20 protein-coding genes and 1 tRNA gene are annotated in these 24,910 nt (G+C 58.8%); 1 reads left to right on the top strand and 20 read right to left on the bottom strand.

Features of this window, described 5'->3' with window-relative positions; genetic code table 11:
• Window positions 1–37: 37 nt before the first annotated feature.
• From D6851_RS09975 to obgE, 5 genes are all read right to left on the bottom strand, one after another.
• The gene (locus D6851_RS09975; protein WP_183030051.1) at window positions 38–2,611 is read right to left on the bottom strand and encodes a TonB-dependent receptor; all 2,574 of its coding nucleotides are present in this window, start codon (window positions 2,609–2,611) and stop codon (window positions 38–40) included.
• Between the two features lie 222 nt (window positions 2,612–2,833).
• On the bottom strand, window positions 2,834–3,247 hold the full coding sequence (locus tag D6851_RS09970; protein ID WP_120324721.1) for a VOC family protein: 414 nt from the start codon (window positions 3,245–3,247) through the stop codon (window positions 2,834–2,836).
• 171 nt (window positions 3,248–3,418) lie between these two features.
• On the bottom strand, window positions 3,419–4,333 hold the full coding sequence (locus tag D6851_RS09965; RefSeq protein ID WP_120324720.1) for an NAD-dependent epimerase/dehydratase family protein: 915 nt from the start codon (window positions 4,331–4,333) through the stop codon (window positions 3,419–3,421).
• On the bottom strand, window positions 4,330–5,463 hold the full coding sequence (proB, locus tag D6851_RS09960; RefSeq protein ID WP_120324719.1) for a glutamate 5-kinase: 1,134 nt from the start codon (window positions 5,461–5,463) through the stop codon (window positions 4,330–4,332). Before proB ends, D6851_RS09965 begins: the two co-directional genes overlap by 4 nt.
• 158 nt (window positions 5,464–5,621) lie before the next feature.
• Complete coding sequence (gene obgE, locus D6851_RS09955; RefSeq protein WP_120324718.1) at window positions 5,622–6,677, bottom strand: GTPase ObgE; 1,056 nt, start codon at window positions 6,675–6,677, stop codon at window positions 5,622–5,624.
• Between the two features lie 352 nt (window positions 6,678–7,029).
• Here obgE and D6851_RS09950 point away from each other — a divergent pair, with 352 nt between their 5' ends.
• Window positions 7,030–8,541 carry a catalase gene (locus D6851_RS09950; protein WP_120324717.1) on the top strand — a complete coding sequence of 504 codons (1,512 nt, stop codon included), beginning with the start codon at window positions 7,030–7,032 and terminating at the stop codon, window positions 8,539–8,541.
• 89 nt (window positions 8,542–8,630) lie between these two features.
• Here the strand turns inward: D6851_RS09950 and D6851_RS09945 are convergent.
• From D6851_RS09945 to murD, 15 genes are all read right to left on the bottom strand, one after another.
• Window positions 8,631–8,706 (bottom strand) — tRNA-Ala (locus D6851_RS09945).
• 91 nt (window positions 8,707–8,797) lie between these two features.
• Entirely contained in the window at window positions 8,798–9,670 is an 873-nt protein-coding gene (locus D6851_RS09940; protein ID WP_183030050.1) for a hypothetical protein, read from the bottom strand.
• 153 nt (window positions 9,671–9,823) lie between these two features.
• The gene (locus tag D6851_RS09930; RefSeq protein WP_120324714.1) at window positions 9,824–10,564 is read right to left on the bottom strand and encodes a Bax inhibitor-1/YccA family protein; all 741 of its coding nucleotides are present in this window, start codon (window positions 10,562–10,564) and stop codon (window positions 9,824–9,826) included.
• 137 nt (window positions 10,565–10,701) lie between these two features.
• Entirely contained in the window at window positions 10,702–11,508 is an 807-nt protein-coding gene (locus D6851_RS09925) for a pyrroline-5-carboxylate reductase family protein (protein WP_120324713.1), read from the bottom strand.
• A 102-nt stretch (window positions 11,509–11,610) separates the two neighbouring features.
• Complete coding sequence (locus D6851_RS09920) at window positions 11,611–12,117, bottom strand: type III secretion system chaperone family protein (RefSeq protein ID WP_120324712.1); 507 nt, start codon at window positions 12,115–12,117, stop codon at window positions 11,611–11,613.
• A gap of 159 nt (window positions 12,118–12,276) precedes the next feature.
• Window positions 12,277–13,872 carry a tetratricopeptide repeat protein gene (locus D6851_RS09915; RefSeq protein WP_147395458.1) on the bottom strand — a complete coding sequence of 532 codons (1,596 nt, stop codon included), beginning with the start codon at window positions 13,870–13,872 and terminating at the stop codon, window positions 12,277–12,279.
• 70 nt (window positions 13,873–13,942) lie between these two features.
• The gene (gene ftsZ / locus D6851_RS09910; RefSeq protein ID WP_120324710.1) at window positions 13,943–15,475 is read right to left on the bottom strand and encodes a cell division protein FtsZ; all 1,533 of its coding nucleotides are present in this window, start codon (window positions 15,473–15,475) and stop codon (window positions 13,943–13,945) included.
• Between the two features lie 116 nt (window positions 15,476–15,591).
• Window positions 15,592–16,875, bottom strand: coding sequence for a cell division protein FtsA (gene ftsA, locus D6851_RS09905; protein ID WP_120324709.1), 1,284 nt, complete (start codon window positions 16,873–16,875; stop codon window positions 15,592–15,594).
• Window positions 16,876–17,787, bottom strand: a complete 912-nt coding sequence (locus tag D6851_RS09900; protein ID WP_120324708.1) for a cell division protein FtsQ/DivIB — start codon at window positions 17,785–17,787, stop codon at window positions 16,876–16,878.
• Complete coding sequence (locus D6851_RS09895; RefSeq protein WP_120324795.1) at window positions 17,784–18,749, bottom strand: D-alanine--D-alanine ligase; 966 nt, start codon at window positions 18,747–18,749, stop codon at window positions 17,784–17,786. Before D6851_RS09895 ends, D6851_RS09900 begins: the two co-directional genes overlap by 4 nt.
• 8 nt (window positions 18,750–18,757) lie before the next feature.
• Window positions 18,758–19,720, bottom strand: a complete 963-nt coding sequence (gene murB, locus D6851_RS09890) for a UDP-N-acetylmuramate dehydrogenase (protein ID WP_238474025.1) — start codon at window positions 19,718–19,720, stop codon at window positions 18,758–18,760.
• A complete protein-coding gene (gene murC, locus D6851_RS09885) occupies window positions 19,717–21,132 on the bottom strand; it encodes a UDP-N-acetylmuramate--L-alanine ligase (protein WP_120324707.1) in 1,416 nt (471 codons plus the stop codon). The genes murB and murC overlap by 4 nt, the downstream gene beginning before the upstream one ends.
• Window positions 21,129–22,322 carry an undecaprenyldiphospho-muramoylpentapeptide beta-N-acetylglucosaminyltransferase gene (gene murG, locus D6851_RS09880; RefSeq protein WP_120324706.1) on the bottom strand — a complete coding sequence of 398 codons (1,194 nt, stop codon included), beginning with the start codon at window positions 22,320–22,322 and terminating at the stop codon, window positions 21,129–21,131. The genes murC and murG overlap by 4 nt, the downstream gene beginning before the upstream one ends.
• Entirely contained in the window at window positions 22,319–23,542 is a 1,224-nt protein-coding gene (locus D6851_RS09875) for an FtsW/RodA/SpoVE family cell cycle protein (protein WP_120324705.1), read from the bottom strand. Before D6851_RS09875 ends, murG begins: the two co-directional genes overlap by 4 nt.
• Window positions 23,539–24,906, bottom strand: coding sequence for a UDP-N-acetylmuramoyl-L-alanine--D-glutamate ligase (gene murD, locus D6851_RS09870; RefSeq protein ID WP_120324704.1), 1,368 nt, complete (start codon window positions 24,904–24,906; stop codon window positions 23,539–23,541). Before murD ends, D6851_RS09875 begins: the two co-directional genes overlap by 4 nt.
• Between the last annotated feature and the right edge of the window lie 4 nt (window positions 24,907–24,910).

The following is a 24,910-nucleotide window of genomic DNA, read 5'->3' as shown; positions in this document are numbered from 1 at the left end:
TTTGAAGGGGACCGGCGAACCGGCCCCCTCCCTTTCGTCAGTATCGCAGCGCTGCGGTGACACCGATGCTGCGCGGCTCCCATGTCCGGTCGGTCCAGACCAGCGCACCGGCATGAGTCCGGGCAAGACTGGGTGCCTGATTGGTCAGGTTGCGGGCAAATAGCGAGAGGTCGATAGAGGAGAAGCGCAAACCTGCGCGAACATTGACCTGCTCGGTCTTGCCGATCGGGTTGAGCGTTGCATCATAACTGACTGTCTGCGGATCGGTATCGCCAGTCTGCCGCATGGCACTGCTATAAAGGTAATCCGCATGGAGATAGAATTCATCATCGGCCAGCGGAATCGTGTAATCGCCTGAAAGGGTAACCTGCCAGGGTGCCCCCGAATCCGGTATCGCGGACCCTTTGGAATAGACCACTGCCCCGGCCGGCGCGATTTCACTGTCGAAGCGTGTATGGTTATAGGCCACTGTCAGCCCCAGAGTGAGCGGGCGCATCGGGTGCAATGTCAGGTCGAGATCGAACCCTTTGGCCGTCGCATCGTCCAGATTGGTGACGAAGCTCTGGTAACAGGCATTGACGAAAACCGAAGACTGAATGTTCTTCCATTTGAGATAATAGCCGCTCACCGCATAACGCAGCAGATTACCGCCAATCGCCCCCTTGGCCCCCGCTTCATAGCTCCACACCGAATCTGAATCGTAACTGGTCGGCGCCGCGCCATTGCCGTTTTCATCGGTATATCCAAGCATCACCAGCCCTGCATTGCAGGCCGGGGGCAATCCGGCCTGACCGCCGCCGGGGCGGAAACCCTTGGTGGCGCTGGCATAAATCATATTCCGTTCGTCGAGATCGTAAGACAGCAGGAATTTGGGCGAGAAGGCGGTTTGCGCGGTTTCGTTCTCCGCCGAAAGATAATTGATGGCATAGGCGCCTTCGCCCGGTGTGCATCCGCCTTCCTGCGTACAGGGCCGGCCGAGCGGTGCGTTGAGATTGTTCTGCGGACCGGAATAATCGGAATCGAACCTGTTTTCGACCCGCGAAAGCCGCGCGCCGACAGTCAGCTTCAGCCGATCGGTGATGTTATAATCGAGCTGGGCAAAGGCGGCATATTGCTTGTCCAGCGTGCGGAAGTGGCCATACCATGTCAGGACACCGTCAATCGGATCCTGACCGTACCAGTTCAGATAAGCGCTCGATCCCGGTCCGAAAGGCGCGCCGTCCTGCACCGCCCCGTAAAGCCGGGGCAATTGCCCCATGAAATTGGACCGGACTGGCTGTTCGGCCACCTGATCGGCATGCTGATAGAACAGGCCCGCAATCCAGTTGAACGGACCGTCACTATCGGTCGGTTGCAGGCGCAGCTCCTGCGTCCAGTTTTCCTGCCGGTTGATATAATTGGCGTAGCTGAAATTCCCCGGCTGCGGAACCGGGAAGCCCGCATAAGTCAAATCATAGAGAATATAGGAATTGTAGTAGGAACTCGATTTGCGGTTGAAATAGGCCGTATCGGAAATCAAGGTCAGGCCACCGATTTCCCATTCGGCATTGAGCGAAGGCAGCCAGAATTTTTCGCGCGAAGGCTGATGGACCGGCCCGTCGATCGGCACATGCGCATCGTCCACGGTCGGTTCGAAACGCGGCGCCTGAAAGTCCCCGCTGCCGTAATCGGACATGGTGGCCCAGAATGTCTGAACCGATTCATGCCGGTAAACACGCTGATAATTGAGCGAGGGTGAGAGAGTCAGATTGTCACCCAGCCTGATTTTCAGCGCCCCGCGCAAAGCAAGCGTTTCGGCCCAGTTGGAATCCTTGTCGGTCCGTTCATCGCGGTCGAAGCTGACCGAATCCACTCCGGCCGCCCCGGTCGGATCTTCTACATTGGCCGTGCCAGTATAATAATCGATCCAGCCGGCATCGCGCCGGAAAAAGGCGCTCGCACGAAACCCGATCCGGTCTTCGACAAGCGGACCGCCCACTGCCCCGCCTATTTCATAAGCTGTGCCACCATTCTTGGTCGTCGACACTTCAGCGCGCCCATAAGCGGAATATTCGGACAGGCCCGGCTGAGTCTGGATAAACCGCACCGTACCGCCTTCCGAGCCTGCACCGAACAACGTGCCCTGCGGCCCGCGCAGCACCTCGACCCGCTCCAGATCGAAAATGGTCGGATAGAGATTGCCGGGCGAGTAGCCGATAGCACGCGACTGGATCGGTGTATTATCGATATAAACTCCCGTCGTCGCGGCACCGGCCGTCGAGGAAATCCCGCGTATCGAGATATTGCTCCCCCCGGTCGGTGAAGGCGTAAGAACCAGACCTGGGCTGAAAGCCGCCAGATCCGCCGCAGACTTGACCGCACGAACATCCAGTTGCTGCTGATCGAGAGCCAGCACACTGGTCGGCGCTTTGAGAATGGATTCGTCACGGCGATTGGCACTGACGATAATTTCGGGAAACCCGCCATCGTCTGCCGCCGCAGCCTGCCCCTCTCCGCTCTGCATCGCATTGCCGGTTTCCTGCGCATAAGCGCCGGTGCCAGTCACCATCGCAATGGCCAGCAAGGCCCCGCCGGCAAGAAGAGACCGCCCCGTCCTGATCGTACACCTCATCAATATGCCCCCGTCTGTTGTCGGATTATTGCCTGTGTGTCTGTTCGACAGGCACAGCTTTTCACATCGGGGCGCCGAAGGAAGGTGATTTGATCCGACCGGGCGGTGTAAATCTGACACCGCCATAGAAAGGTGGAAACGGTCGGGCTTGCAGACCGGGAGGCAAACCTCTCAGCCGGTATGCTTTTTCCTGGAGGGCATTCTGCCCTTCTTCGATGAAGCCTATTCCGGAGCCTGTTCAGCCAGCGGTTGCCACAGCTCGATCTTGGTCCCGTCGGGATCGAGAATCCACGCGAACCGGCCGCCAGGGTCACCATCGTCACGTTTGAGCACAGTCACACCTTGCGCTTCCAGCCGCTCCAGCATGGCGGTGAGATCGTCCACCGCGAAATTGAGCATAAATTCGCGCCCGGAAGGTTCCATATAATCGCTCGAACGGTCAACCGCATTCAGAACCAGTACCGGCGGGTGATCGGGTGCATCGTATGGCAGCAGCGCACCGCCCCAGGATTCGATTCGAATGCCCAGAACATCTCTGTACCAGGCCATCAGAGCTTCCGGATCGTCGCTTTTCAGGAAAATACCGCCCACCCCGGTCACGCGGCCTGCCGGTTCTGCGCAGAGTGGCGCAGGCATTATCGATAAGCCCAGTATCGAAAGGGCCGGCACAATGCCTACAAACAGCCTGCAAAACCACAACACAGCATCAACACCCCCGGTGATTGAGCGTTCTTTCACGATCTGTTTCTATGCTGCCCGGTGCTGCACCGCAAGCGGTATTCCACACAGCTCGTTGCCGGCTCAGCTCTACAACCAGCCTTCCTTGCGATACCATTCGGCGGTTTCAGCCATACCCGTTTCGCTGTCGACAGATGGCGTCCACAGACCGGCAGGCGGGGCCTTGTCGGGCGCGCAAACCCAATCCGGATAGCACATATAACGCACCCGGTCGGCGGTCAGCTTTGCACCGGTGCCGCGGAAAAATCCATCCAGCTTCGCCACCCATTCAAGGGTGGTTTGCGAAAGATGCGGCACCCATATTGTCTTGCGTCCCACAGCGCGGCCGATCAGCCGTGCCAGTTCGCCATGCGCCCAGCCGCCCTCCTGCCCATCATCGGGCTCCAGAACAGCCTGACCAGTATCATTACGCACCGGCAGCAGCGCCAGCAGCAGCCGGGCAAGATCCGCGACATGAATGATCGACGCCCGGCCATCGGCAGGCGGCATCGGCACGATGCCCCAGCGCGCGGCACGGAACAATTCGAAGATTTCCTTGTCGCGCGGGCCGTAAATCGCTGGCGGGCGCACAATGGTCCAGTCCATTCCGCTCGCTGCAACGATACGTTCTGCATGACGTTTCGACGCACCATATTCAGACAGATCCGGCTCACGCGCCGACAGCGAAGAAACGAAAACCAAGCGCGGCACACCGGCAGCCACAGCGGCTTCCACCACTTGCAGCGTGCCGTTCACATTGCCTTTCTGAAACCCCATCCGATCGGGCGCATTGACCACACCGGCGACATGAATCACGGCTTCTGCATTGCGCATCAGACGCTTCAGGGCGCGGCGATCGGCAAGATCGCCCGTCACCCATTCCACCCCTACGCGCGGTGGCTGCGCCTTACGAGTCAGAGCCCGGATCGGGATATTCTGTCGTGCGGCTTCTTCCAGCAGCGTCTGGCCAACGAATCCCGTCGCACCAGTGACAGCTATTGTCACAGCACCACCAGCTGATCTCTGTGAATCACGGCAGAACGCGGCGAATAGCCGAGCAGATCTTCATGTTCCTCGCTGCGATGGCCCATGATCTTGTCCACATCTTCACGATCATATTCGACCATGCCCTGTGCGATTCGTTCACCGTCTTCATTCTCGACCGCTACAGGCTGACCGCGATTAAACCCGCCACGCACATCGATAATTCCGGCAGCCAGCACGCTGCCGCCATCTTCGAGCGCCTTGGCACAGCCTTCATCGACCACCAGCGCACCGCGCATGCGCTGACGTCCGCCCAGCCATGCCTTGCGTGCCGTGTCATGGCGGCGAGGCAGGAACAGCGTTCCGGTATCGCTTTCCAGCGCATTGCGGAAAGGCGCATCTTCCATGCCATTGAGAATGGCGAGCGCGATCCCGGCGCGTTCGGCGATTTCCACCGCCTGCAATTTGGAGGTCATGCCCCCTGTACCCACGCCCGAGCTGGAATCGCCGCTGGCCATTTCGTGATGGTCCTGCGTCACGCCCTTGATGGTTTCGAGCAGATTGGCATCGGGGTCTTTCGGGTCGCGGTCATACAGGCCATCGACATCGGAAAGCAGGACGACAGCCTGTGCCCGGCCTGCCTGCGCCACACGCGCGGCCAGCCGGTCATTATCGCCGAAACGCAATTCATTGGTCGCGATCGAATCATTCTCGTTAATCACCGGCACGGTGCCGGCTTTCAGCAGACGCCCCATCGTAGCCGAGGCATTGAGATAGCGCCGCCGATATTCGAGATCTTCCAGCGTGAGCAAAAGCTGCGCCGCGACGAGACCATATTGCGAAAGAAGCTGCGCCCACAGACCCGACAGGGCAATCTGGCCAACCGAGGCAGCGGCCTGTTTATCGGCCAGTGAACCGCGCCCGCCTTTTTCGAGGCCGAGTCTGGCCGCACCGAGCGCCACAGCGCCGGAACTGACGACGAGGACCTGTTGCCCTCTCTTGCGCGCGTCCGATATTTCCCCGGCGAGGCTGTTGAGCCATACATTCCGGACCTCCCCGTCTTTTCCGACGAGCAGAGACGAACCGATCTTGAAGACCAGTCGCGGAGTTTTGATGGGATCGGCGAGATCGGATAGCGTTGCAATAGACATGGCCGGTCCTTTAGCGAAGCTTGATGAGAATGAGAACAGCCCTCCCGTGGCTTATTCTCCTAACAAGTCGCCAGCCCGGAACGTTCCAGCGCAGATGAACTGAATTTTACGGCATCAGAATTCATTAGCGCATCATTCCGGCACTGGCAGCAAAGCGGTCAAAGCGGAGACCAGGGTTTTTCTTCCGCTTCGTCCTCGATTTCATTGCCAGGATGCTCTGTCATGGTTTTGTGCGGCAGATAGCCAAGAATAGCATCGAGCAGCGCCTCCACGCCCGCGCCGGTCGCACCGGAAATGGGAAAGACCTTCTCCGCACCCACGGCTTTCAGCTCTTCCGCAAACCCTTCGAACAGCTCTTCATCGGCAAGATCGAGCTTGTTGAGGGCTACCAGACGCGGCTTGTCTTCCAAACCCGCGCCATAGGCTTCCAGCTCGCCTTCCACGACTTCCATCGCCCGCGCCGGATCTTCGCCCGAAATATCGATCAGATGAATCAGTACCCGGCAGCGTTCGATATGGCCGAGAAACCGGTCACCGATACCTGCCCCCTCGGCGGCGCCTTGGATCAGGCCCGGAATGTCGGCCAGTACGAATTCGCGCCCTTTGTGATTGACCACACCGAGCTTGGGAACCAGCGTGGTGAAGGCATAGTCGCCCACCTTGGCGCGTGTGTTGGTCACCTGATTGATGAATGTGGATTTACCGGCATTGGGCAGTCCGACCAGCCCGACATCGGCCAGCAGTTTGAGCCGCAGCCATACCCACATTTCCTCACCCGGTTCGCCCGGCTGATGCTGGCGCGGTGCACGATTGGTGGAGGTCTTGTAGCTGGCATTACCGCGCCCGCCGATACCGCCATGCAGCAGCGTGACACGCTGGCCTTCTTCGACCAGATCGACCAGCACATCCTCTCTGTCTTCGGAAAGGATCTGTGTGCCGACCGGCACTTCGATAATCAGATCGTCGGCCCCCGCACCCGTACGGTCTTTACCCATGCCATGGCCCCCGCGCTTCGCTTTGAAATGCTGCGCATAGCGAAAATCGATCAGCGTATTGAGCCCGGGCACCGCCACGAACACGACATCGCCACCCTTCCCGCCATTGCCGCCATCGGGGCCGCCATATTCGATATATTTTTCCCGCCGAAAGCTGACGGCACCCGGCCCACCGGCCCCCGAACGGAGATAAATCTTGGCTTGATCGAGAAAATGCATGGTGTGTTTCTATGCTGTCCGTAAGTGGCGCGGAAGGGGGTTTGTCCGGAAAGACAATAAACCGGGATAACGGGACCGAAGCGCAATGTCAGCCGCGCCCGGAGCAATGCAGCCTGTCCCGATATTCCGGCAGAAACGGCCCTGCCGAACATAATGATCGATACCGGCCATAGACCGTCCGCCCTCCGCCGGGCCGAACGAAAGCGCGCCTTTAAGCGATATCCTTCACCATGACAAGCCGAACCGCCCGATGACCCAACACTCTGTCGTCGCCGCGCATCTGCGGAACCTTTGGGTTTTGTGGTTCGTAACATTCAGGCAGGACGATTATTAATGGGAAAGGCGTATTATCATGGCCAGCGACAAAACCTCCTCACCGCCGACGACAACCGATGCCGGTATTCCGGTCCCTAGCGACGAACACTCCCTGACGATCGGGCGCGACGGCCCGATCGTGCTCAACGATCACTATCTGCTGGAACAGATGGCCAATTTCAATCGGGAGCGGATTCCCGAGAGACAGCCCCATGCCAAAGGCAGCGGCGCTTTCGGCTATTTCGAAGTCACCAGCGATGTCAGCCAATATACCAAAGCCAAAGTTTTCCAGCCCGGTGCCAAATGTGATGCACTGGTACGCTTTTCGACCGTGGCGGGTGAACGCGGCAGCCCCGATACTTGGCGCGACCCGCGCGGTTTCTCGGTCAAAATCTACACCGAAGAAGGCAATTTCGACATGGTCGGCAATAATACGCCGGTCTTCTTCATTCGTGACCCGCTGAAATTCCAGCACTTCATCCGCTCACAGAAGCGACGCGCGGATAACGGTCTGCGCGATCACGATATGCAATGGGACTTCTGGACACTGTCTCCAGAAAGCGCGCATCAGGTCGCGATTCTGATGGGTGATCGCGGCATTCCCAAAACCTGGCGCGAAATGAACGGCTATTCCAGCCATACCTATATGCTTATCAATGCGCAGGGTCAGAAATTCTGGGTCAAATTTCACTGGAAGACCGATCAGGGCAACGATTTCCTGACTCAGGATGAAGCCGACAGGCTGGCCGGTGCCGATGGCGATTATCATCGCCGCGACCTGTTCAATGCTATTCGCGACGGCGATTACCCGAGCTGGACGCTGCAATGGCAGATCATGCCCTATGAAGATGCCAAAACCTATCGGATCAATCCTTTCGATCTGACAAAAGTCTGGCCGCATGCCGATTATCCGCCCATCGAAGTCGGCAAATTGGTGCTGGACCGCAATCCGACCGATTTCCATACAGAGATCGAACAGGCCGCCTTCGAACCCAATAATATGGTGCCCGGTATAGGCCTTTCACCCGATAAGATGCTACTGGCACGCGGCTTTTCCTATGCCGATGCCCATCGCGCCCGGCTGGGCGTGAATTACAAGCATATTCCGGTGAACAAGCCGAAATGCCCGGTCCATTCCTATAGCAAGGATGGTGAGATGCGCACGGAGAACGTCTCCGACCCCGTCTATGCGCCCAATTCCTATGGCGGCCCGGCAGCGCAGGATCCGGGCGGCGAAGCCGGACTGTGGTATGCCGATGGCGATATGGTGCGCGAAGCCTATACGCTGCGTGAAGATGACGACGATTTCAGTCAGGCACGCAATCTGATCCGCAATGTGATGGATGAGAGCGCCCGCGCAAGGCTGGTTAACAATGTCGTTGGCCATTTATGCGATGGCGTGAGCGAGAAAGTCCTCCTGCGCGCTTTCGAATATTGGCGCAATATCGACGAAGAAACCGGCCGCAAGATCGAACAGGGCGTGCGCGATACACTCGGCGGAGAGTCAAAAGCACCCGGGCTTGCTTCTGCGAAAAGTATCGGCGGCTAATGAAACAAGCAGTAGCGTTTTTGCAACCCTGCTCTCCTTGCAGTCAGGGTTGCAGAGCGCTCTTTCCTTGCGATGGTTACCATATTCACTGGTGGAGCCGAGGGGAATCGAACCCCTGACCTCGTCATTGCGAACGACGCGCTCTCCCAACTGAGCTACGGCCCCGTTCCAGCGATGTTACCGGCATAAGGCCGGAGAAAGCAGCCCGCCTCATAGCGAAACTATACAGCGAGCTCAAAAAGAAATTCCCGACATATTACCGGCCGCCGGAAGAAGTTCCTTTGCCTGCCTCTATGGCGGAAACGATGCTCCCGGTGACCGGACTTGAGGTCATGAACTGTGCGCCCACAACAGGTGTCAGGCTTCCTTCCCGCACCGGGGCGGCTGCACCGGAGGAAGCGGCCTCCTGCCCCTTATCCCCCGACAGAATATCAGCCGAAACATAGCCGGGCTGAGAAGCGCCATATTCAGCACCGTATCTGGCGTCCCAGGACTGCACCGCAACCCGGTAATTCTCATAGTCGGTATAGAATTCCTCGAAAGCGGCTTCGAACTGAACCAGCGTGGTAGCCGCATAGCTATCGATATCATCCGGTTCCATCAGAAGATAATTATTCGCCGCAGCCAGAGCTGCCTCGCAAAAATATTTATGGGCTGGAGGAAGAGCGAAATAATTATATACCTTGGTCATATAATCTTCCCGCTCGCTCTTATAGGACCGGCCATATTTTTCACGATATTGTGCGTCGAGCGCTCTGTTGGTCGAACTCAGCCGCTTTTTATGATCCTCGAGCATCTTGCTATAGGCCTTCAGGATCGGCTGATACTGCAATTCATTGCAATTGAGCGCTGCGACATTGAAGCCCGAGCGCATATTCCAGGTCATCTGTGCCGGATTGAGATTGTGATTGATGGTATCGCGCACGCCATCGGGCCCCCTTTGCGGAATAGCCATAACCGGCGGAGCGCCGCCCGGTGGTGTCGGACGGGCGGGAACAGGCTCGGGCTCCGGTGCCGGTGGCGGGGGTGGAGGCGGGGGTGGCGGCTCAGGTGTCGCGCAGCCAGCGAGCAAGGCCAGACCGGTGACGGCCAAAGTCTTGCGAAACGGTATGCGACGAATAGACAACATCTTCCCTGCTTTCTCCCGACAAAACGGCATCCCCGATATATGAGCCGTTTTTCCCAAGTCTTGAGTATGTAACCTACAGATCGCAACATGCAAAGAAAATGCCCGGGAATCACTGTGGAATCCCGGGCACGTTCAGTCGTTTTTTCTATGCGGTCAGTTGCGCTGTCCCATGAAGGAAAGCAGGAACTGGAACATATTGATGAAGTCGAGATAGAGGCTCAGCGCACCCATCACGATGACTTTGTCCACGAATTCCGTGCCGCGAACGCTGTAATACTGACGCTTGAGCATCTGTGTGTCATAGGCAGTGAGGCCTGCGAAGATCAGCACACCCAGGAAGCTCACGGCCCACATCAGACCGGTCGATTGCAGGAACATGTTGATAACGCTGGCAATCAGCAACCCGACCACACCCATAATCAGGAAGGTGCCCATGCCGGACAGATCCTTCTGCGTGGTGTAACCGAACAGGCTCAGACCGGCAAAAGCGCCCGCCGTAGCGAAGAAGGTCGCCGCGATGGAAGGCCCGGTATAGACGAAGAAAATCGTTGTCAGCGACATTCCCATGAGAACGGAGAATGCCCAGAACATCCCCTTGAGCGCGCCCGCGGAAAAGCGGTTCGCACCGAAACTCATCGCCAGAACGATCGCCAGCGGTGAAAGGAAAATGAGGAAGCGCAGCGGTGATGCGAAAAGCGCATAGCCCAGTCCGCTCGCGAACAGCCCCAATGCCACGGCACCGGACAGAAGAACGCCCGAAGCCATGTAATTATAGATTGAAAGCATATAGCGGCGCAGGCCAGCATCATAGGCGACGCCGGACGCCTCACCCCGCAGGCTCGGAGACGATCCCATACCCCGCTGGGTCGTCCGAGGGTCGTTCCAATTTGCCATTTGTAGTACTACTCCATTGAAAGCCCACGCAAACAGGGCCGGTTTCTTCACCAATATCGCGATTTGACCGTCAATTTTCAAGAAATACCGGATCACCTGAAATGTTTCGTTACATTTTCGGCTTTCCGGGATTTTGTTCAGTCTTTGGCGCGCGCCTCTTCAGCCATTGCAACACTGCGGTCCCGGGCCGTGGCAAGCGTTTTTTCCATCAGACGATTGATCGCTTCACCCTCATCCAGCACATCGAGCCCGGCCTGCGTTACACCGCCGGGGCTGGCCACACGGCGGGCCAGTTCTCCTGCATTATGCGGTGAGTTGGCGGCCAGCGCTGAAGCGCCTTCGACCATTGCTACCGCAAGGCGTTCGGCCTGCTCAGCGGGCAACCCTTGCGCCGTCGCCCCCTTGGCCAGGGCATCGATAAAACGATAAACGAAACCGGGGCCCGATCCAGCCAGCGCTGTGACGAGATCGAAGTCGCTCTCATCGATCCATTCGGGAGTTCCCAGCGGCTCCATAAAGCGCTTGATCGCCTCCATATCCTCGTCGGACAGCCCTTCGGCCGCCAGAGCCACCGGAGCTTTTCCGAGCGCTACCGCGAGATTAGGCATAACACGGACATTCTGAGCCCGGGGAAAGCGTTTAGCGAGTGTTTCAAGCTGCACACCGGCGAGGATCGACAGCATGGCGACATCCGGGCCGGCCAGCTTTTCGACATCCTCAACCACATCGCCCAGCATTTGCGGTTTTACGCCCAGCAAAATAGCGTCGAAAGTTTCGCCCTCGGGTAACTCGCGCAGCAGACGAACGCCCTCGGGCAATTCTTCGCGCTTGGGATCGACAACCGTAAAGTTCTGCGGCGCTATGCCCGAAGCGAGCCAGCCATCCAGCATTGCTCCGCCCATATTGCCGCAACCGATGATGAGTATGGAATCAAATTTTGTCATAGCCCTCATGTGCCGCATGAGGCTCTTCAAGTCACCCCCTGCCCCGCCCTTTTGGTTCAGCAGAAAGCTTCATTGCATTCAATGATCGACCAGCCGTAATAGTCAGGCTTCGCCCATAGGATCGACCAGCGCCGCTTCGAGCGCTTCACGCGGCCGTTTGTCGCCCCACATCAAAAACTGGAAAGCGGGATAGAAACGGTCACATTCGGAAACAGCGGACTCTACCAGAGACTGCGCCATTGGCAGGCTCAGCAGACCATCATCCCCGAGCATAAGCCCGTGCCGGTAGAGAAGGATATTGCCATTCGACCACAGATCGAAATGCCCCAGCCATAGCTGCTCATTCACCAAAGCGAGCAATTCATACGACGCCCGACGGCGCGCATCCGGCACTCTTATATCGGGCATGCATAAAAGCTGAAGAACATGGTCTTCCTGCCGCCAGATCGCGCGGATCTGATATTGCGTCCAGGCGCCCTGAATCTCACCGCTCAATTCCTCGTCTCCGAGAAATTCGCAAGGCCAGCCACGGGCTTCGAAGAGCTGCACCAGCATATCCACCGGCGCGCTGTCCTGCATTTCTTCCAGCGGTTTTCTGCCGATATCCATGGTTAATTCCCGTAGCTGCCCCAAATGCCCGCCATATTTGCAGGCAGCGCCCTGCCCAATGCAATCCAATATGGTCGCGTGGCTGGGCAAAACCCGACAAGCCTGTTCACAAGCTGTGCACAAACCGGGCATAAGCAAGGGATAAAACAAGCGCCCCGCTCAGTCGAGCGGGGTGATTTTTTCGCCCTCTTCGCTGGTAAAAGTGAAGGAATCCACACCCTTCTCTTTCAGCGATTTCACCATAGACTGCGCATCGGAAAGATCAGGGAAAGGGCCAAATAACAACCGGTTAGCTTCAACCCATGGCACCGTGTAGGGAGTTTTCCCATCAAGCAAACCATCCGCTTTCCGGCTAATTCTTTTCCAGTCGAACCGGAAGGCAGATACATTCTTGCCAGTTGCCACCTGCACCCAGTTGCGGCTCGGATGCGCCGGTGGCTTGGGCTTAGGCGGTGGCGCAGGTTTTTCACGCGGCGCTTCGAATTTGCTGAGATCCACCGCTCCGCTCGGCACGACCGGGGCCGAATCCCGGGGCGAAAGGGTGAAATCGCTGAACGCATCTGCCAAGCTCTGCATCTTCACCTGTTCTTCGGGAACCGGCCGCACCGGTTCCGCAGGCGCAGCCTCGGCAGAAGCTCCCGTGTCAGCCTTCACCAGCGCGGCACCCGGCCGTTCCTTGGGCCGTTCCGGCGCTGCCGGAGATGGTTGAGCGGGAGAAATGGCTGGAAGCTCAGAATCTTCCGCCATAGCTGTCCGGCCCGGTGCGATTTTGGCAGCGCCCCTCCGGGCAGCGGCCTGTTCTCCGCTTGTTTTCTGGCCCAGCTGTCGACCTTTCGGCACCAGCCGCTCTTCCATATTCACCGAAGAAGCAGACGCCGCATCATCTGCCGCGGCTTTCTCGGTATCGCCAAAAGCGAGCATAGCCGGATCGTCCCGCCCGATTTTCGTCGCATCGGGGAATTTGCCGAGATTGGCGGCCGCAGCCTGCTGCGCCCTGGTCAGGCGGGGCATATAACGCAGATAAGGCGCAATTCTGTCAGAGAATTTCTCCGGAAGCATCGCTTCTGCAATCGAGACGGCTTCCTCCGTTTCGCCAAGCACGGCCAGACCAAAGGCACGCGTACGAAAGGCAGACAAATCCTGTTGCTGCAACAAGGGTAGCAAAGTGGCTTCGAATGCAGGTTTATCACCCGAAATGGCCTGGCTCATGGCCAGTTGACGGCGCAATTGCGGATCCTCTCCGCTCGCCAACGCGACTTTATAAAGCTGCTGCGCACGGGCATTATTGCCCACGAGGTCATAAGCCAGTGCCCGATCTGCGGCATAAGGCGCCATCGTCAGACCGGCCTTTTCGGCTTCGTCATATAATTGCAGCGCTCTGACGGGATTGTCTTGCCGCAAAGCGATGCCAGCCAGCCCCGCATTAATTCTCGGATTGTCGGAGGAAATGGCCTGCGCCCGGCCGAGAAAACCCAGCGCAGCATCGATATCGTCCAGCTTGATGGCCGCTTCACCCGCGGCAATCAGAGCGTCCACATCTTCGGAATTTCTTGCCAGCGCTTTCAGCGCATCGCTCAATTCACCCGAAGCAGCAGGCGGCAAAGGTTGCACAACGGGTCGCGAAACACTCTGGGCCTGCACCAGAGCCGGGCAGCATAGCAATGCCATCCCCAGACTCAACGCCAGATGGAAAGGCAGGCGTGCTCCTCCTGTATAAGAGAATCGCCTTATGCGTCCATCTGCCGAGCCCAACATGCCTGTCCCTTAACAGAAACGGCCTGAACGGCCCGCAAATATCGCGGGCCATTCGATCATTCTGTCTTGTTTACTGGTTATTCTGCCGTCCTAAAAAGCGCGGGATGCGCAGAGAGGATGCGTCATCCTCTTCGTTCTCATCCTCAGCTTCATCGGCAGAGTTATTGCGCGACAGATTAGCCATCCGTTCGAACAAAGTGCTGCCGCCACCGGATGCCGGCCGTGAAGGGGCCGGAGTGGGAGCAGGAGCCGCTTCCTGCCGGGCCGGTTCCGATGTTGACGTCAGATCATCGAACATCGTGTTGCGTGCAGAAGAGGCTTCGGGCTCCGGCTTTTCAGTTTCGGTGAGGCGGGTGGCATCCAGCCGCAATTCATCATCCTGAGAAGCCGCCGCAGATTTATTCTCTTCCGGTGCCTCATCGGCCAGCGAGAGATCGAGCAGATCGTCATCCTCATCCGCCTGACCAGCGCCTTCATTCGAAGCAGCGGGTTCCGTTGTCGGAGCAGATGCGCTGGCCGCTTCACGCTCTTCAGCATCGCTGTCGGGCAGATTGCCGGGTACGGCAACGGACGGCTTTTTCGGCCCGCGCGAAGTCGACAAATTCAGCGGCTGGCGCGCCTGTTCAGCCATTTCGGCATTCTGTTCAATGCCGGTGGCCACGACGGAAACGCGGATCTTGCCTTCCAGATTGGGATTGAACGCCGATCCCCAGATAATATTCGCATCCGGATCGACCAGTTCACGAATATGGTTCGCCGCCTCATCCACTTCGAGCAGGCGCATATCTTCGCCGCCGATAATCGAAATGATAACGCCCTTGGCGCCTTGCATCGACACACCGTCAAGCAGCGGATTGGCAATGGCACGTTCCGCAGCTTCAAGCGCGCGGTTCTCACCCTCCCCTTCACCGGTGCCCATCATGGCCTTGCCCATTTCGCCCATCACCGAGCGAACATCGGCAAAGTCCAGATTGATAAGGCCCGGCATCACCATCAGATCGGTGATCGAGCGGACACCCTGCTGCAGCACTTCGTCGGCGAGCTGAAAGGCTTCCTTGAAGGTCGTATCGGCCTTGGCAATCAGGAACAAATTCTGGTTCGGGATGACGATCAGTGTATCGACATGCTTTTGCAGCTCTTCGATCCCGGCCTCCGCCGCACGTGACCGGCGGGTGCCTTCAAACAGGAAAGGCTTGGTCACCACACCAACGGTCAGCACGCCTTTGCGCCGCGCGGCTTCAGCGATAACCGGGGCTGCACCGGTGCCCGTACCGCCGCCCATACCGGCAGCGATAAACAGCATATTCACGCCTTCCAGCGCCCGTTCGAGATCTTCCACCGTTTCTTCGGCAGCGGCACGCCCCACTTCCGGGCGGGCACCGGCACCGAGACCCTGCGTGATTTCCGGGCCAAGCTGAATCCGGTGTTCTGCCACCGAATTGTTGAGTGCCTGCGCATCGGTATTGGTGACGATGAAATCGACACCTTCGATTTGCGCCGCGATCATATTGGCGATCGCGTTGCCGCCGGCCCCGCCGACACCGATCACCGAGATCCGCGGGCGTAGTTCTTCAACCGAGGGCGGGCCGATATTAATGCTCATTCAAGCTCTCCAGGGAGGCAATACAATTCTACAGTTGCAAGGACTTGTGCCACAAAGCGAATCACAGGTGCAAAAGATAAATGCCCTTATCCACAACGAGAAGCGCCTCGCAGCCATCAAAAATACTCTTTCATCGCGATCCAGACACGCCGCAACAGGCCCCACAGGCCAGTTCCCGCATGATCGCCTGCGCGAAGGCTCATAGTGCGAATATCGGCCGGACCTTCGACAGCATAGCATACAAGCCCAACCAGTGTCGCGAAACCGGGGGTCGAGTGCGCTTCGGGCAGGCCGCGCAATTGCGGCGGTTTGCCGATCCGCACCGGGCAACCGAGCGAGCTTTGTGCGTAGTCCGCGAGCCCCGCAAGTTCGGCACCTCCCCCCGTAAGCACAACCAGTTGTCCCTGCGGACCCGAAAAGCCCATTGCCTGCAAAGACCGGCCCACTTCGGTCATCAGTTTATCGAGTTGTCCGGTCACCACCGAAATCAGTTCCGAACGCGGAATGCGGTTCTTGTCATCCGCGCCGCGCGCAATCGGGCCAATCCGGTCTTCTCCCGGACCGTTGACCGGGATCATTTCGCGGTGATCGGTCGGGCTGGCAATGGCGGAGCCGAACACGCATTTGAGTCGCTCCGCCTGAAAGCGGCGAATCCCGAATGACGATGCGATGGCATCGGTAATATCGGTGGAACCGATCGGAATGGACCGCAGCCCCACCAGCATACCGCCGACATAGACTGCGACATTGGTCACTTCAGCGCCCAGTTCGACCAGTGCCACACCCAGATCGCGCTCCTCTACTGTCAGACAGGCATAGCCCGTGGCCAGCGGCGAAGCGATAATGCCGTTCACATCGAGATGGGCGCTTTGCACCGCTTCCCGGATATTGCGCAAAGGCGCACCGTCCGCCAGCATGACATGGACGTCCACGCTCAAACGCTCAGCATGCAGCCCTGCGGGATGAGACACGCCATGCAGACGGTCGATCGTATAAAAGGCTGGCTGCGCATGCAGCACGGTGCGCCCATCTGGTTCCAGCGCTTCGCGCGCGGCATCGAGCAGATGACGAATATCGTCATCCTCGATCTTGCGCCCGCCGATCTCGATTTCCGCCTGATCGATATGGCTGTCCATTCCGGCGCCGGAAAACCCGATCCAGACTGAGGAGACACCCGTTTCCGCAAGCTTTTCCGCCCGTTCCACGGCATCGCGAATGGCATAGGTCGCAGATGCCATATCGACGATATGCCCCCGCTTGATGCCCTGCGCCGCCCGATGCCCCGAGCCGAGCACGATCATTTCACCATTTTCGGTGATCCCTGCAATGATTGCCGAGACACGAAAAGAACCGATATTAACCGCGCCGAACACGCGCGAAATGCGTTGCTGGCTGGCCAATCAGTTTTCCTTCCTGGTGCTCATGGACTCCGCTTCAGCCCGCCCTGGCACGCGCATATAAATGCGATCAGGCGTACGCATATCAAAATAAGTCACTTTCCCGCCCAGCAGACGGTTGACACCGTCCAGCCTCGCAAATGTCACCAGCGCCCCTGCACCCTTTTCCTCACCTTGCGGAAGAGCGAGCATCTGGCCGGTTTTGAATTTCAGATTCCAGCGACGATTGCCGATCCATTGCGCTTCCACGACCTGCGGTTTCAGTGCCGGTGCGGCATCGAGCAGGCGCGACAAGGCTTCCACCTGCTGCTGTGCGCCCGGCCCGCCGATTTTGAGCATCCCTTTCGCCTTTTCGGCCGAAACAGGCTCAAGCATGTGGCCCGTTGCGTCGATCAGCATCAAACGGACCGGGCGCTTCAGCACCGCATGAGGCGTGCGCTCAACAATGTCGATCACCACTGTATCGGGCAACTGACGGGAGACCCGCGCATCTTTTACCCAGCTCAGTTCGAGCAGCTTGTCGCGTACAGCGTCAATGTCGAGCAGAGGCATGGCGCGGTCTTTCTCGCCCAGAACGCGCTCATAAACCTTCAGTTCGTTCATTCGTTTAACACCGCGCACTTCAACGCGTTGCACTTCGAAACCCGCACTGGCCGCCATATTGGCGAATTTCTGCTCGGCGAGCGTGTTCAGCCCGGCAAGGCTGGCGACAAACAGTGCCAGCGCCAGCGCTCCGATAAGAATCAGGGTCAGGAATATCTGATGGAGTTGCTGCTCGGTGAAGGGCAGAACCCGCATCACGGCATCCAGAAAGCTGTTCGTCTGAGCGCGCGCCTTGCGGACCTGGCGCTTGGTATCCTGCGCTCTGGCCTGCCGCCTTACCCCTTTTGCTTTCCGGCTGATCGTCTGGCTCATGGGGCGGGACTGCCTCCCCCGGCTTTAGCGAAAAAGGTCAGCGCATCGGCAATGACAATTTCCACCAGTTCACCATAGGAAATGCCGCATTGGCGCGCCTGTTCGGGCACCAGACTGAGCGGCGTCATGCCCGGCTGCGTGTTGGTTTCAAGCAGGAACAAGCCCGCCTCACCCTGCTCGTCATCCCAGCGGAAATCGGACCGGCTCGTCCCCCGGCATCCCAGTAAACGATGGGCTTTCAGAGCATATTCCCTGCACAATTCCGCAATATTGTCGGGAATGTGCGCCGGGCAGACATGTTCGGTCATACCATCGGTATATTTCGCATCGAAATCATAGAAACCTGATTTAGGGACCAGTTCGGTCACCATCAAAGCGCGGTCCCCCAGTACGGCCGTCGTGAGTTCGCGCCCGCGAATATAGGGTTCGGCCAGCAGGGTTTCGAATTCCTGCCACGGCCCGCCCGCATCGCGAGCGATCGGATTGCCGAAATTGCTGTCATCGGTGACAATCGCCACGCCAACCGAAGACCCTTCGTTCACCGGTTTGAGCACATAAGGCCGCGGCAGCGGATCGCCGTCATAAAGGTCGGCACTGCGGACAATACGGCCACCGGGCATCGGCACGCCATGCGGGACGAGCGCCTGCTTGGTCAGCTCCTTGTCGATAGCGATGACCGAAGTGGCGAGGCCCGAATGGGTATAGGGAATGCCCATCAGATCGAGCATGCCCTGCACTGTACCGTCTTCTCCGGGCACGCCATGGAGCGCATTGAAGACCACATCAGGTTTCGCTTCCGCGATCCGGGCGGCAACATCATGGTCCATATCGATCCGGGTCACGCGATAGCCGCGCTGTTCCAGCGCATCGGCCACACCATTACCCGACATGAGCGAAACTTCACGCTCATTGGCCCAGCCCCCCATCAGAACGACGATATGAAGGCCTTTCGGCAAGGTCACGGTGCTGCTCATGGACGTCCTACTCGCTTGATTTCCCATTCCAGAGTCACACCCTGACTTTCTGCGACACGACGGCGGACTTCTTCGCCCAGCTCTTCAATATCGCTGCTTGTGGCATCGCCCGTATTGATGAGGAAATTAGTGTGTTTCTCACTAACCTGCGCGCCACCGAGCGTGAGGCCCCGGCAGCCCGCCGCATCGATCAGCGCCCAGGCCTTCTCGCCCGGCGGGTTCTTGAAAGTGGAGCCGCCCGTCTTGGTACGCAAGGGCTGGCTCTCTTCGCGCGCCTGCGCAATTTTGTCCATTTCCGCACCGATCACTGCGGGATCGCCAGGCTGCCCCTGAAACCGGGCTGACACGACGACAGCGCCTTCGGGCAAAGCCGAATGACGGTAACTATATTGCAGATCGCCAGCGGGCAATGTCACGAAATCACCGCCCGGCAGAATAACATCACAATCGACCAGAATATCGGCCACTTCACGACCATAGGCGCCGCCATTCATACGTACGAAACCGCCCACGGTGCCCGGAATACCGCGTAGAAATTCCAGCCCTGCAATCCCGGCATCGCGCGCTTTGGAAGATACGAGAATACCGCTCGCTCCGCCGCCGCAATGCAGAACACTTTCGGTATTTTCATGCAGCTCGGCAAACGCTTTGCCAAGGCGGATAACCACACCGGGCACGCCGCCATCGCGAATAATGAGATTGGACCCCAGTCCCAGCGCCATAACCGGTGTGCCCGGCTGGACCTGTTCAAGAAAAGCGATCAGATCTTCACGATCAGCCGGTTCAAAAAGCCAGTCCGCCGCGCCGCCGCTTTTGAACCAGACCAGCTTCGCAAGCGATGCGTTGCGCGTCAGTTTGCCCCGGATATTCTGCGGAATAAAACTGTCGGGCGCGGGCGCCTCGCCCGATCCCGGCGCCTGACAAACGCCGCTGGCTATCCGGTCACCATGCTGCATCATGCGGCCTGCTCCCGCCGGGTGGTAATCGCTGCCGCAAGACCTGCGGCCCATTTGGTGATATCCCCTGCCCCGAGACAGACGATCATGTCACCGGGCTGAATGTCCTGTGCCAGTTGTTCGGCCAGAGCTTCCGGCCCGGCAATACTCCGGGCAGAACGATGGCCGCGATCTTTTAGCCCGGCAACCAGATGATCGGCATCCGCCCCTTCGATGGGCACTTCACCGGCCGGATAGACCGGAGTCACAAACACCGTATCGGCATCGTTGAAGGAGCCCTGAAAATCGTCCATCAAATCGTGCAGGCGGGTATAGCGATGCGGCTGCATGACCGCGATCACACGATTGGTTGCCGCTTCGCGCGCTGCAGAAAGCACAGCGCGGATTTCCACCGGATGATGCGCATAATCGTCAATCACCGTAGCGCCGCCGACTTCACCCATCCGGGTAAAGCGTCGGCGAACACCGCTAAATTTGCCGAAGCCGGTGCGGATCGTATCTTCGGCACAGCCCAATTCCAGCGCCACCGCAACGGCGGCCAGCGCGTTCTGAACATTATGGCGCCCCGGCATCGGCAAATCGATATTCTCGATCCGCCGCAAAGACCCGTTCCTTTCGCGGATAACGGCATCGAAGCGATTACCACCTTCATGCGGGCGTACATTGTCGCCCCGCACATCGGCCTGAGCGGAAAAACCGTAAGTAATGACCCGGCGGTCCCGCACTTTGGAAATGACGCCCTGCACTTCCGGGTGATCGATGCACAGCATCGCCGCGCCGTAGAAAGGCACATTCTCGATAAATTCGACGAAGGCTTCCTTCACCTTGTCAAAACTGCCGTAATGGTCGAGATGTTCGGGATCGATATTGGTGACCACCGCAATCGTGCCGTCAAGCCGCAAAAAGCTACCATCGCTTTCGTCGGCTTCCACCACCATCCAGTCACTATCGCCGATACGCGCATTGGAGCCATAGCTCTCGATCACGCCGCCATTGATGACTGTGGGATCGACCCCGCCCGCATCGAGCAGGGCGGCGATCATGCTGGTGGTGGTGGTTTTCCCATGCGTACCGGCTACGGCCACGGTATTTTTGAGACGCATCAGTTCGGCCAGCATTTCAGCCCGGCGTACCACAGGTATGCGCCCTTCCAGCGCTGCGACGACTTCAGGATTATCACGCTTTACCGCCGTGGACGTCACCACCACGGCTACGCCGGCAACATTGTCTCCGGTATGGCCGATATAGATCGGAATACCTCGCTGGCGCAGGCGCTGCACACTCGCGCCTTCAGCAATATCAGAGCCTTGCACGCTATAGCCGAGATTATGCATTACTTCGGCGATGCCCGACATACCGATGCCGCCAATACCGACAAAATGGATCGTGCCAATATCGATTCCGACACCCTTCATTCGCTGGCACTCCGTGTCGCAACCGCACTTCTGACACCTGCCCGAACGGCCGAAGCCGTATCTCCGCTAACCCGGATAACATCCTGAATCGGCGCACCTCCGAAACTCTCGACCAGATCGGCAAGCTTCTCGGCAGCATCGGGACGACCGCAATTCCAGGCAGCATGCGCAGCATTGGCAAGCGTTTCAGGGTGCTGGGCCATAGCCTGAATCTGTTTGGCCAGTTCCTTGCCGGTGAAACTGGGCTGGCGAATAGACCGCGCGCCCCCTGCTTTGACCATTTCCCGTGTGTTGACGGCCTGATGGTCATCGGTCGCAATGGGCAACGGCACGAGGATGGCAGGCCGGCCCACCGCCGTCAGTTCGGCAATGGTGGAAGCGCCTGCACGGCCGATAAACAGATGCGCATCGGCCAGCCGGGTTTCCATATCTTCGAAATAAGTGGCCAGCTCGGCCGGAATATCATGGGTGGCATAACGCTCCCGAACGGCTTCGAGATCTTCCGGGCGGCATTGCTGCGTCACCTGCAGCCGCGCGCGCAAAGCCGGAGGAAGCATTGCCAGACCGTCGGGCACGACCTGCGACAGTATCCGCGCGCCCTGGCTGCCTCCCGTCACCAGCACACGCAGCAGGCCATCCTCGGTAAAGGGTGGAAACGGCTCTTCGCGCAGCGCCAGCACCGCCGGGCGCACTGGATTGCCCACCAAATGTACCTTATCGGCAAATTTAGACTGCAACCGGTCCACCTCGGGATAGGCAGTCGCAATCGCATCGACCGTTCCTGCCAGCAAACGATTGACCCGGCCCAGCACGGCATTCTGTTCGTGAATGACGCTTGGCAGACCGGCCGATCGCGCAGCCAGCAAGGCAGGCAGTGCCGGATAGCCACCAAAGCCGACCAGAGCGCTCGGTTCGAAACTTTCGAACAGGCGCAGTGCCATTCGGCGGCCTTCCATCACCGCAGACGCCCCCTTGATCCATTTGAGCGGATTCTTCCCGAAGCGCCCCGCCGGCAGCACATGGGCAGGCAGGAAATCGGGTTTGCCGGGTATCTCTGCACCGCGCCGGTCGGTAATCAGCGCAATATGGTGGCCGCGCCTCTCCAGCTCATAAGCGAGCGCAAAAGCGGGCGTCAGATGGCCACCCGTTCCGCCGGCAGCAAGAACAAAATGTTTCGATGCACTATTCATGCAACAGGTCTCTTTTCCATGGCAGCGCGCAGAGAGAATTTCGCGCGCGTAAGGAACGGATTGCGCCGTGTCACCGCCAGAAGCAAGCCGATGGTGAAACATTGCGCGATGGTCGAAGAGCCCCCATAGCTCACCAATGGCAGCGTCATCCCCTTGGACGGGAAAAGTTGCAGATTGACGAGAATATTGATGAAGGCCTGCCCCCCGAAAAGTGTAATCAGGCCGGTCGCCGCCAGAATGGTGAACAGGTCGTCTTCCTCCACCAGCCGGATCAGCACCCGCAGCACGATCGCAAGATAGACCAGCACGACCACGCCGCATACCAGCAGACCGAATTCTTCCCCGATAACCGAGAAGATGTAGTCCGTATGCGCTTCGGGCAGGCTCATTTTCCGTGTGCCGAGCCACAGGCCCGTACCGGTCCACCCGCCGGCCATCAGTGTGCGCCGGGCCAGATCGACCTGATCGAAAGCGGTACCCCCGCCCAGAAAAGCATCGATGCGATGGCGCGCATTATCGTAGAAGAGATAGGCCGTGGCAAGCAGCCCCACACCTGCCCCCATCAGCCAGACGATACGCTGCAAGGGAAGCCCGGCGAGCATCACCATGACCAGCCAGCAACCGACAAACAGAATCGTGTCGCCCAGATTGGGCTGCATCATCATGAAAGCCGCCACCAGACCAAGCAATGCGCCGCTAATATAGATCACCGGCAAGTTGGGATCGCGTATCCGCCAGGAAAGGATCCACGCGGTTATAATCGCAAAAGCGGGCTTGAGGAATTCGCTCGGCTGAAAACCGATACCCAGATTGAGCCAGCGGCGCGCGCCATTCACTTCCACGCCGATAAAGGGCACCAGCACCAGCGCAACCAGCATAGCCGCCCCCAGCAAAATCGACAGGCGCCGCGCCCATTCGCGCGGTATCATAGAGACGCACAACATTACGGCGATAGCCAGCGCCTGCCAGCGCAGATGGAGCCAGAAGAAATAAAGATCGCCCAGATCGGCATGGGCCGTAGAGAGACGCCGTGCGCTGGCGGGTGACGCCGCTGCAACGGCAACCGAACCAATCGCCATCAACGCCAGGACAAGGCCGATCAGCACCCGGTCGACTTCACGCCACCAGATCTTAACATAGGTTTTGCGGTTCTGCGGAAAGCTGTGTCTCGCCGCAGCCCTTTCACCCATGCGAGGAATATAGGGCCTGGCGGAATTCATGCCGGGGACCTCCCGACAAAGCCGGGCGCATTCTCCACACCTCCTGTCATACTCTCGACGATTGCGCGGAATGTATCTCCGCGTACTTCGTAGTCGCGAAACTGATCGAAACTGGCGCAGGCAGGTGAAAACAGGATCACATCGCCGGGCTTCGCCGCAGCATGGGCGCGATTGACCGCCTCGAAAAGCATCTCGCAACGCTGAACGGGCATGACCGGTTCGAGCAAACGGGCAAATAGCGCCCCGGCATCGCCGATCGTATAGGCCGCCGCGACATTCCCGAAAGCCGCTGCGCATTCATCGAGATTGTCCGATTTGGGCAGACCGCCGCAAATCCAGTGAATCCGCTTATCCGGATCGGGCGGGAAAGCGGCCAGCGCCGGGGCAGTAGAAGCCGGATTGGTCGCTTTGCTGTCATTGATATAGAGAATGCCGTCATGCTCGGCGATACGTTCCATCCGGTGCGGAAGCCCGCGAAACGATGCGAGCCCGTTGGCGATCTGACCGTCGGACAGCCCCATTTCACGCGCCATAGCGATGGCAATAACAGCATTCTGGAGATTATGCGGCCCTTGCAGCGATGGCCACTGGCATTGCATATCCGCCCATGGGCCCGCGGCCGCGCAAACCGCCCGCCCTTCGGGACGTCGCGCCGCTTCGGCCTGCTGCACGGCACAGGTTTCCGGATCGGCACAACCGAAAACAGCGAACTGCCCGGCGCGCTGCATAGCGAACAGACGCGCCTTGCTGGCGGCATATCCGGCGAATCCGTCATACCGGTCGAGATGGTCGGGTGTAATATTGGTCAGCGCCGCGCCATCGCAGGCCAGTGTACGGGTGAGATCGATCTGATAGCTCGACAGTTCGAGCACATAGACACCGGCCCCTTGTGCATTGGGCTCAAGCGGTTTTTCCCCCATGACAGGCAGACCGATATTGCCTCCCATCCTTACAGGCACACCCGCATGATCGAACAGATGATGCAGCAAAGCCGTCGTGGTGGATTTGCCATTCGTCCCGGTAATGCCCACCACCCGATGCGACGGCAGATCGGCACGAGCCTGCGCGAATAATTCGATATCGCCGATGAGCGGCACACCTGCATCGCGCGCCTTTTGAGCAATCGGATGCCGGTTGAGCGGCACCCCCGGAGACACGATCACCGCATCGACCATCCGCAGGTCAATGTCCAGCGGATCGGCCAGTGTCGCCCGGCCCGCCACCTGATCGCGGGCATTGTCCTGCCGATCCCACGCAGTCACCTGCGCGCCGCTCGCCAGCAGAGCATCCACCACGGCCAGCCCGGATCGCGCGAGCCCGAGGACCGCGTAATGTTTTCCGGAAAAGGCGCGTGACGTGATCACTTCT

This window comes from Altericroceibacterium spongiae (genome assembly GCF_003610805.1).
Classification (GTDB): Bacteria; Pseudomonadota; Alphaproteobacteria; order Sphingomonadales; family Sphingomonadaceae; genus Altericroceibacterium; species Altericroceibacterium spongiae.
This window is presented reverse-complemented; position numbering and strand designations above follow the sequence as displayed.

What these genes read in the sequence shown, in the direction of transcription:
- D6851_RS09975 (WP_183030051.1), bottom strand. Translation starts at nt 2,611, where the DNA reads ATGAGGTGTACGATCAGGACGGGGCGGTCTCTTCTTGCCGGCGGGGCC.
- D6851_RS09970 (WP_120324721.1), bottom strand. Translation starts at nt 3,247, where the DNA reads ATGCCTGCGCCACTCTGCGCAGAACCGGCAGGCCGCGTGACCGGGGTG.
- proB (WP_120324719.1), bottom strand. Translation starts at nt 5,463, where the DNA reads ATGTCTATTGCAACGCTATCCGATCTCGCCGATCCCATCAAAACTCCG.
- obgE (WP_120324718.1), bottom strand. Translation starts at nt 6,677, where the DNA reads ATGCATTTTCTCGATCAAGCCAAGATTTATCTCCGTTCGGGGGCCGGT.
- D6851_RS09950 (WP_120324717.1), top strand. Translation starts at nt 7,030, where the DNA reads ATGGCCAGCGACAAAACCTCCTCACCGCCGACGACAACCGATGCCGGT.
- D6851_RS09940 (WP_183030050.1), bottom strand. Translation starts at nt 9,670, where the DNA reads ATGTTGTCTATTCGTCGCATACCGTTTCGCAAGACTTTGGCCGTCACC.
- D6851_RS09930 (WP_120324714.1), bottom strand. Translation starts at nt 10,564, where the DNA reads ATGGCAAATTGGAACGACCCTCGGACGACCCAGCGGGGTATGGGATCG.
- D6851_RS09925 (WP_120324713.1), bottom strand. Translation starts at nt 11,508, where the DNA reads ATGACAAAATTTGATTCCATACTCATCATCGGTTGCGGCAATATGGGC.
- D6851_RS09920 (WP_120324712.1), bottom strand. Translation starts at nt 12,117, where the DNA reads ATGGATATCGGCAGAAAACCGCTGGAAGAAATGCAGGACAGCGCGCCG.
- D6851_RS09915 (WP_147395458.1), bottom strand. Translation starts at nt 13,872, where the DNA reads ATGTTGGGCTCGGCAGATGGACGCATAAGGCGATTCTCTTATACAGGA.
- ftsZ (WP_120324710.1), bottom strand. Translation starts at nt 15,475, where the DNA reads ATGAGCATTAATATCGGCCCGCCCTCGGTTGAAGAACTACGCCCGCGG.
- D6851_RS09900 (WP_120324708.1), bottom strand. Translation starts at nt 17,787, where the DNA reads ATGAGCCAGACGATCAGCCGGAAAGCAAAAGGGGTAAGGCGGCAGGCC.
- murB (WP_238474025.1), bottom strand. Translation starts at nt 19,720, where the DNA reads ATGATGCAGCATGGTGACCGGATAGCCAGCGGCGTTTGTCAGGCGCCG.
- murC (WP_120324707.1), bottom strand. Translation starts at nt 21,132, where the DNA reads ATGAAGGGTGTCGGAATCGATATTGGCACGATCCATTTTGTCGGTATT.
- murG (WP_120324706.1), bottom strand. Translation starts at nt 22,322, where the DNA reads ATGAATAGTGCATCGAAACATTTTGTTCTTGCTGCCGGCGGAACGGGT.
- D6851_RS09875 (WP_120324705.1), bottom strand. Translation starts at nt 23,542, where the DNA reads ATGAATTCCGCCAGGCCCTATATTCCTCGCATGGGTGAAAGGGCTGCG.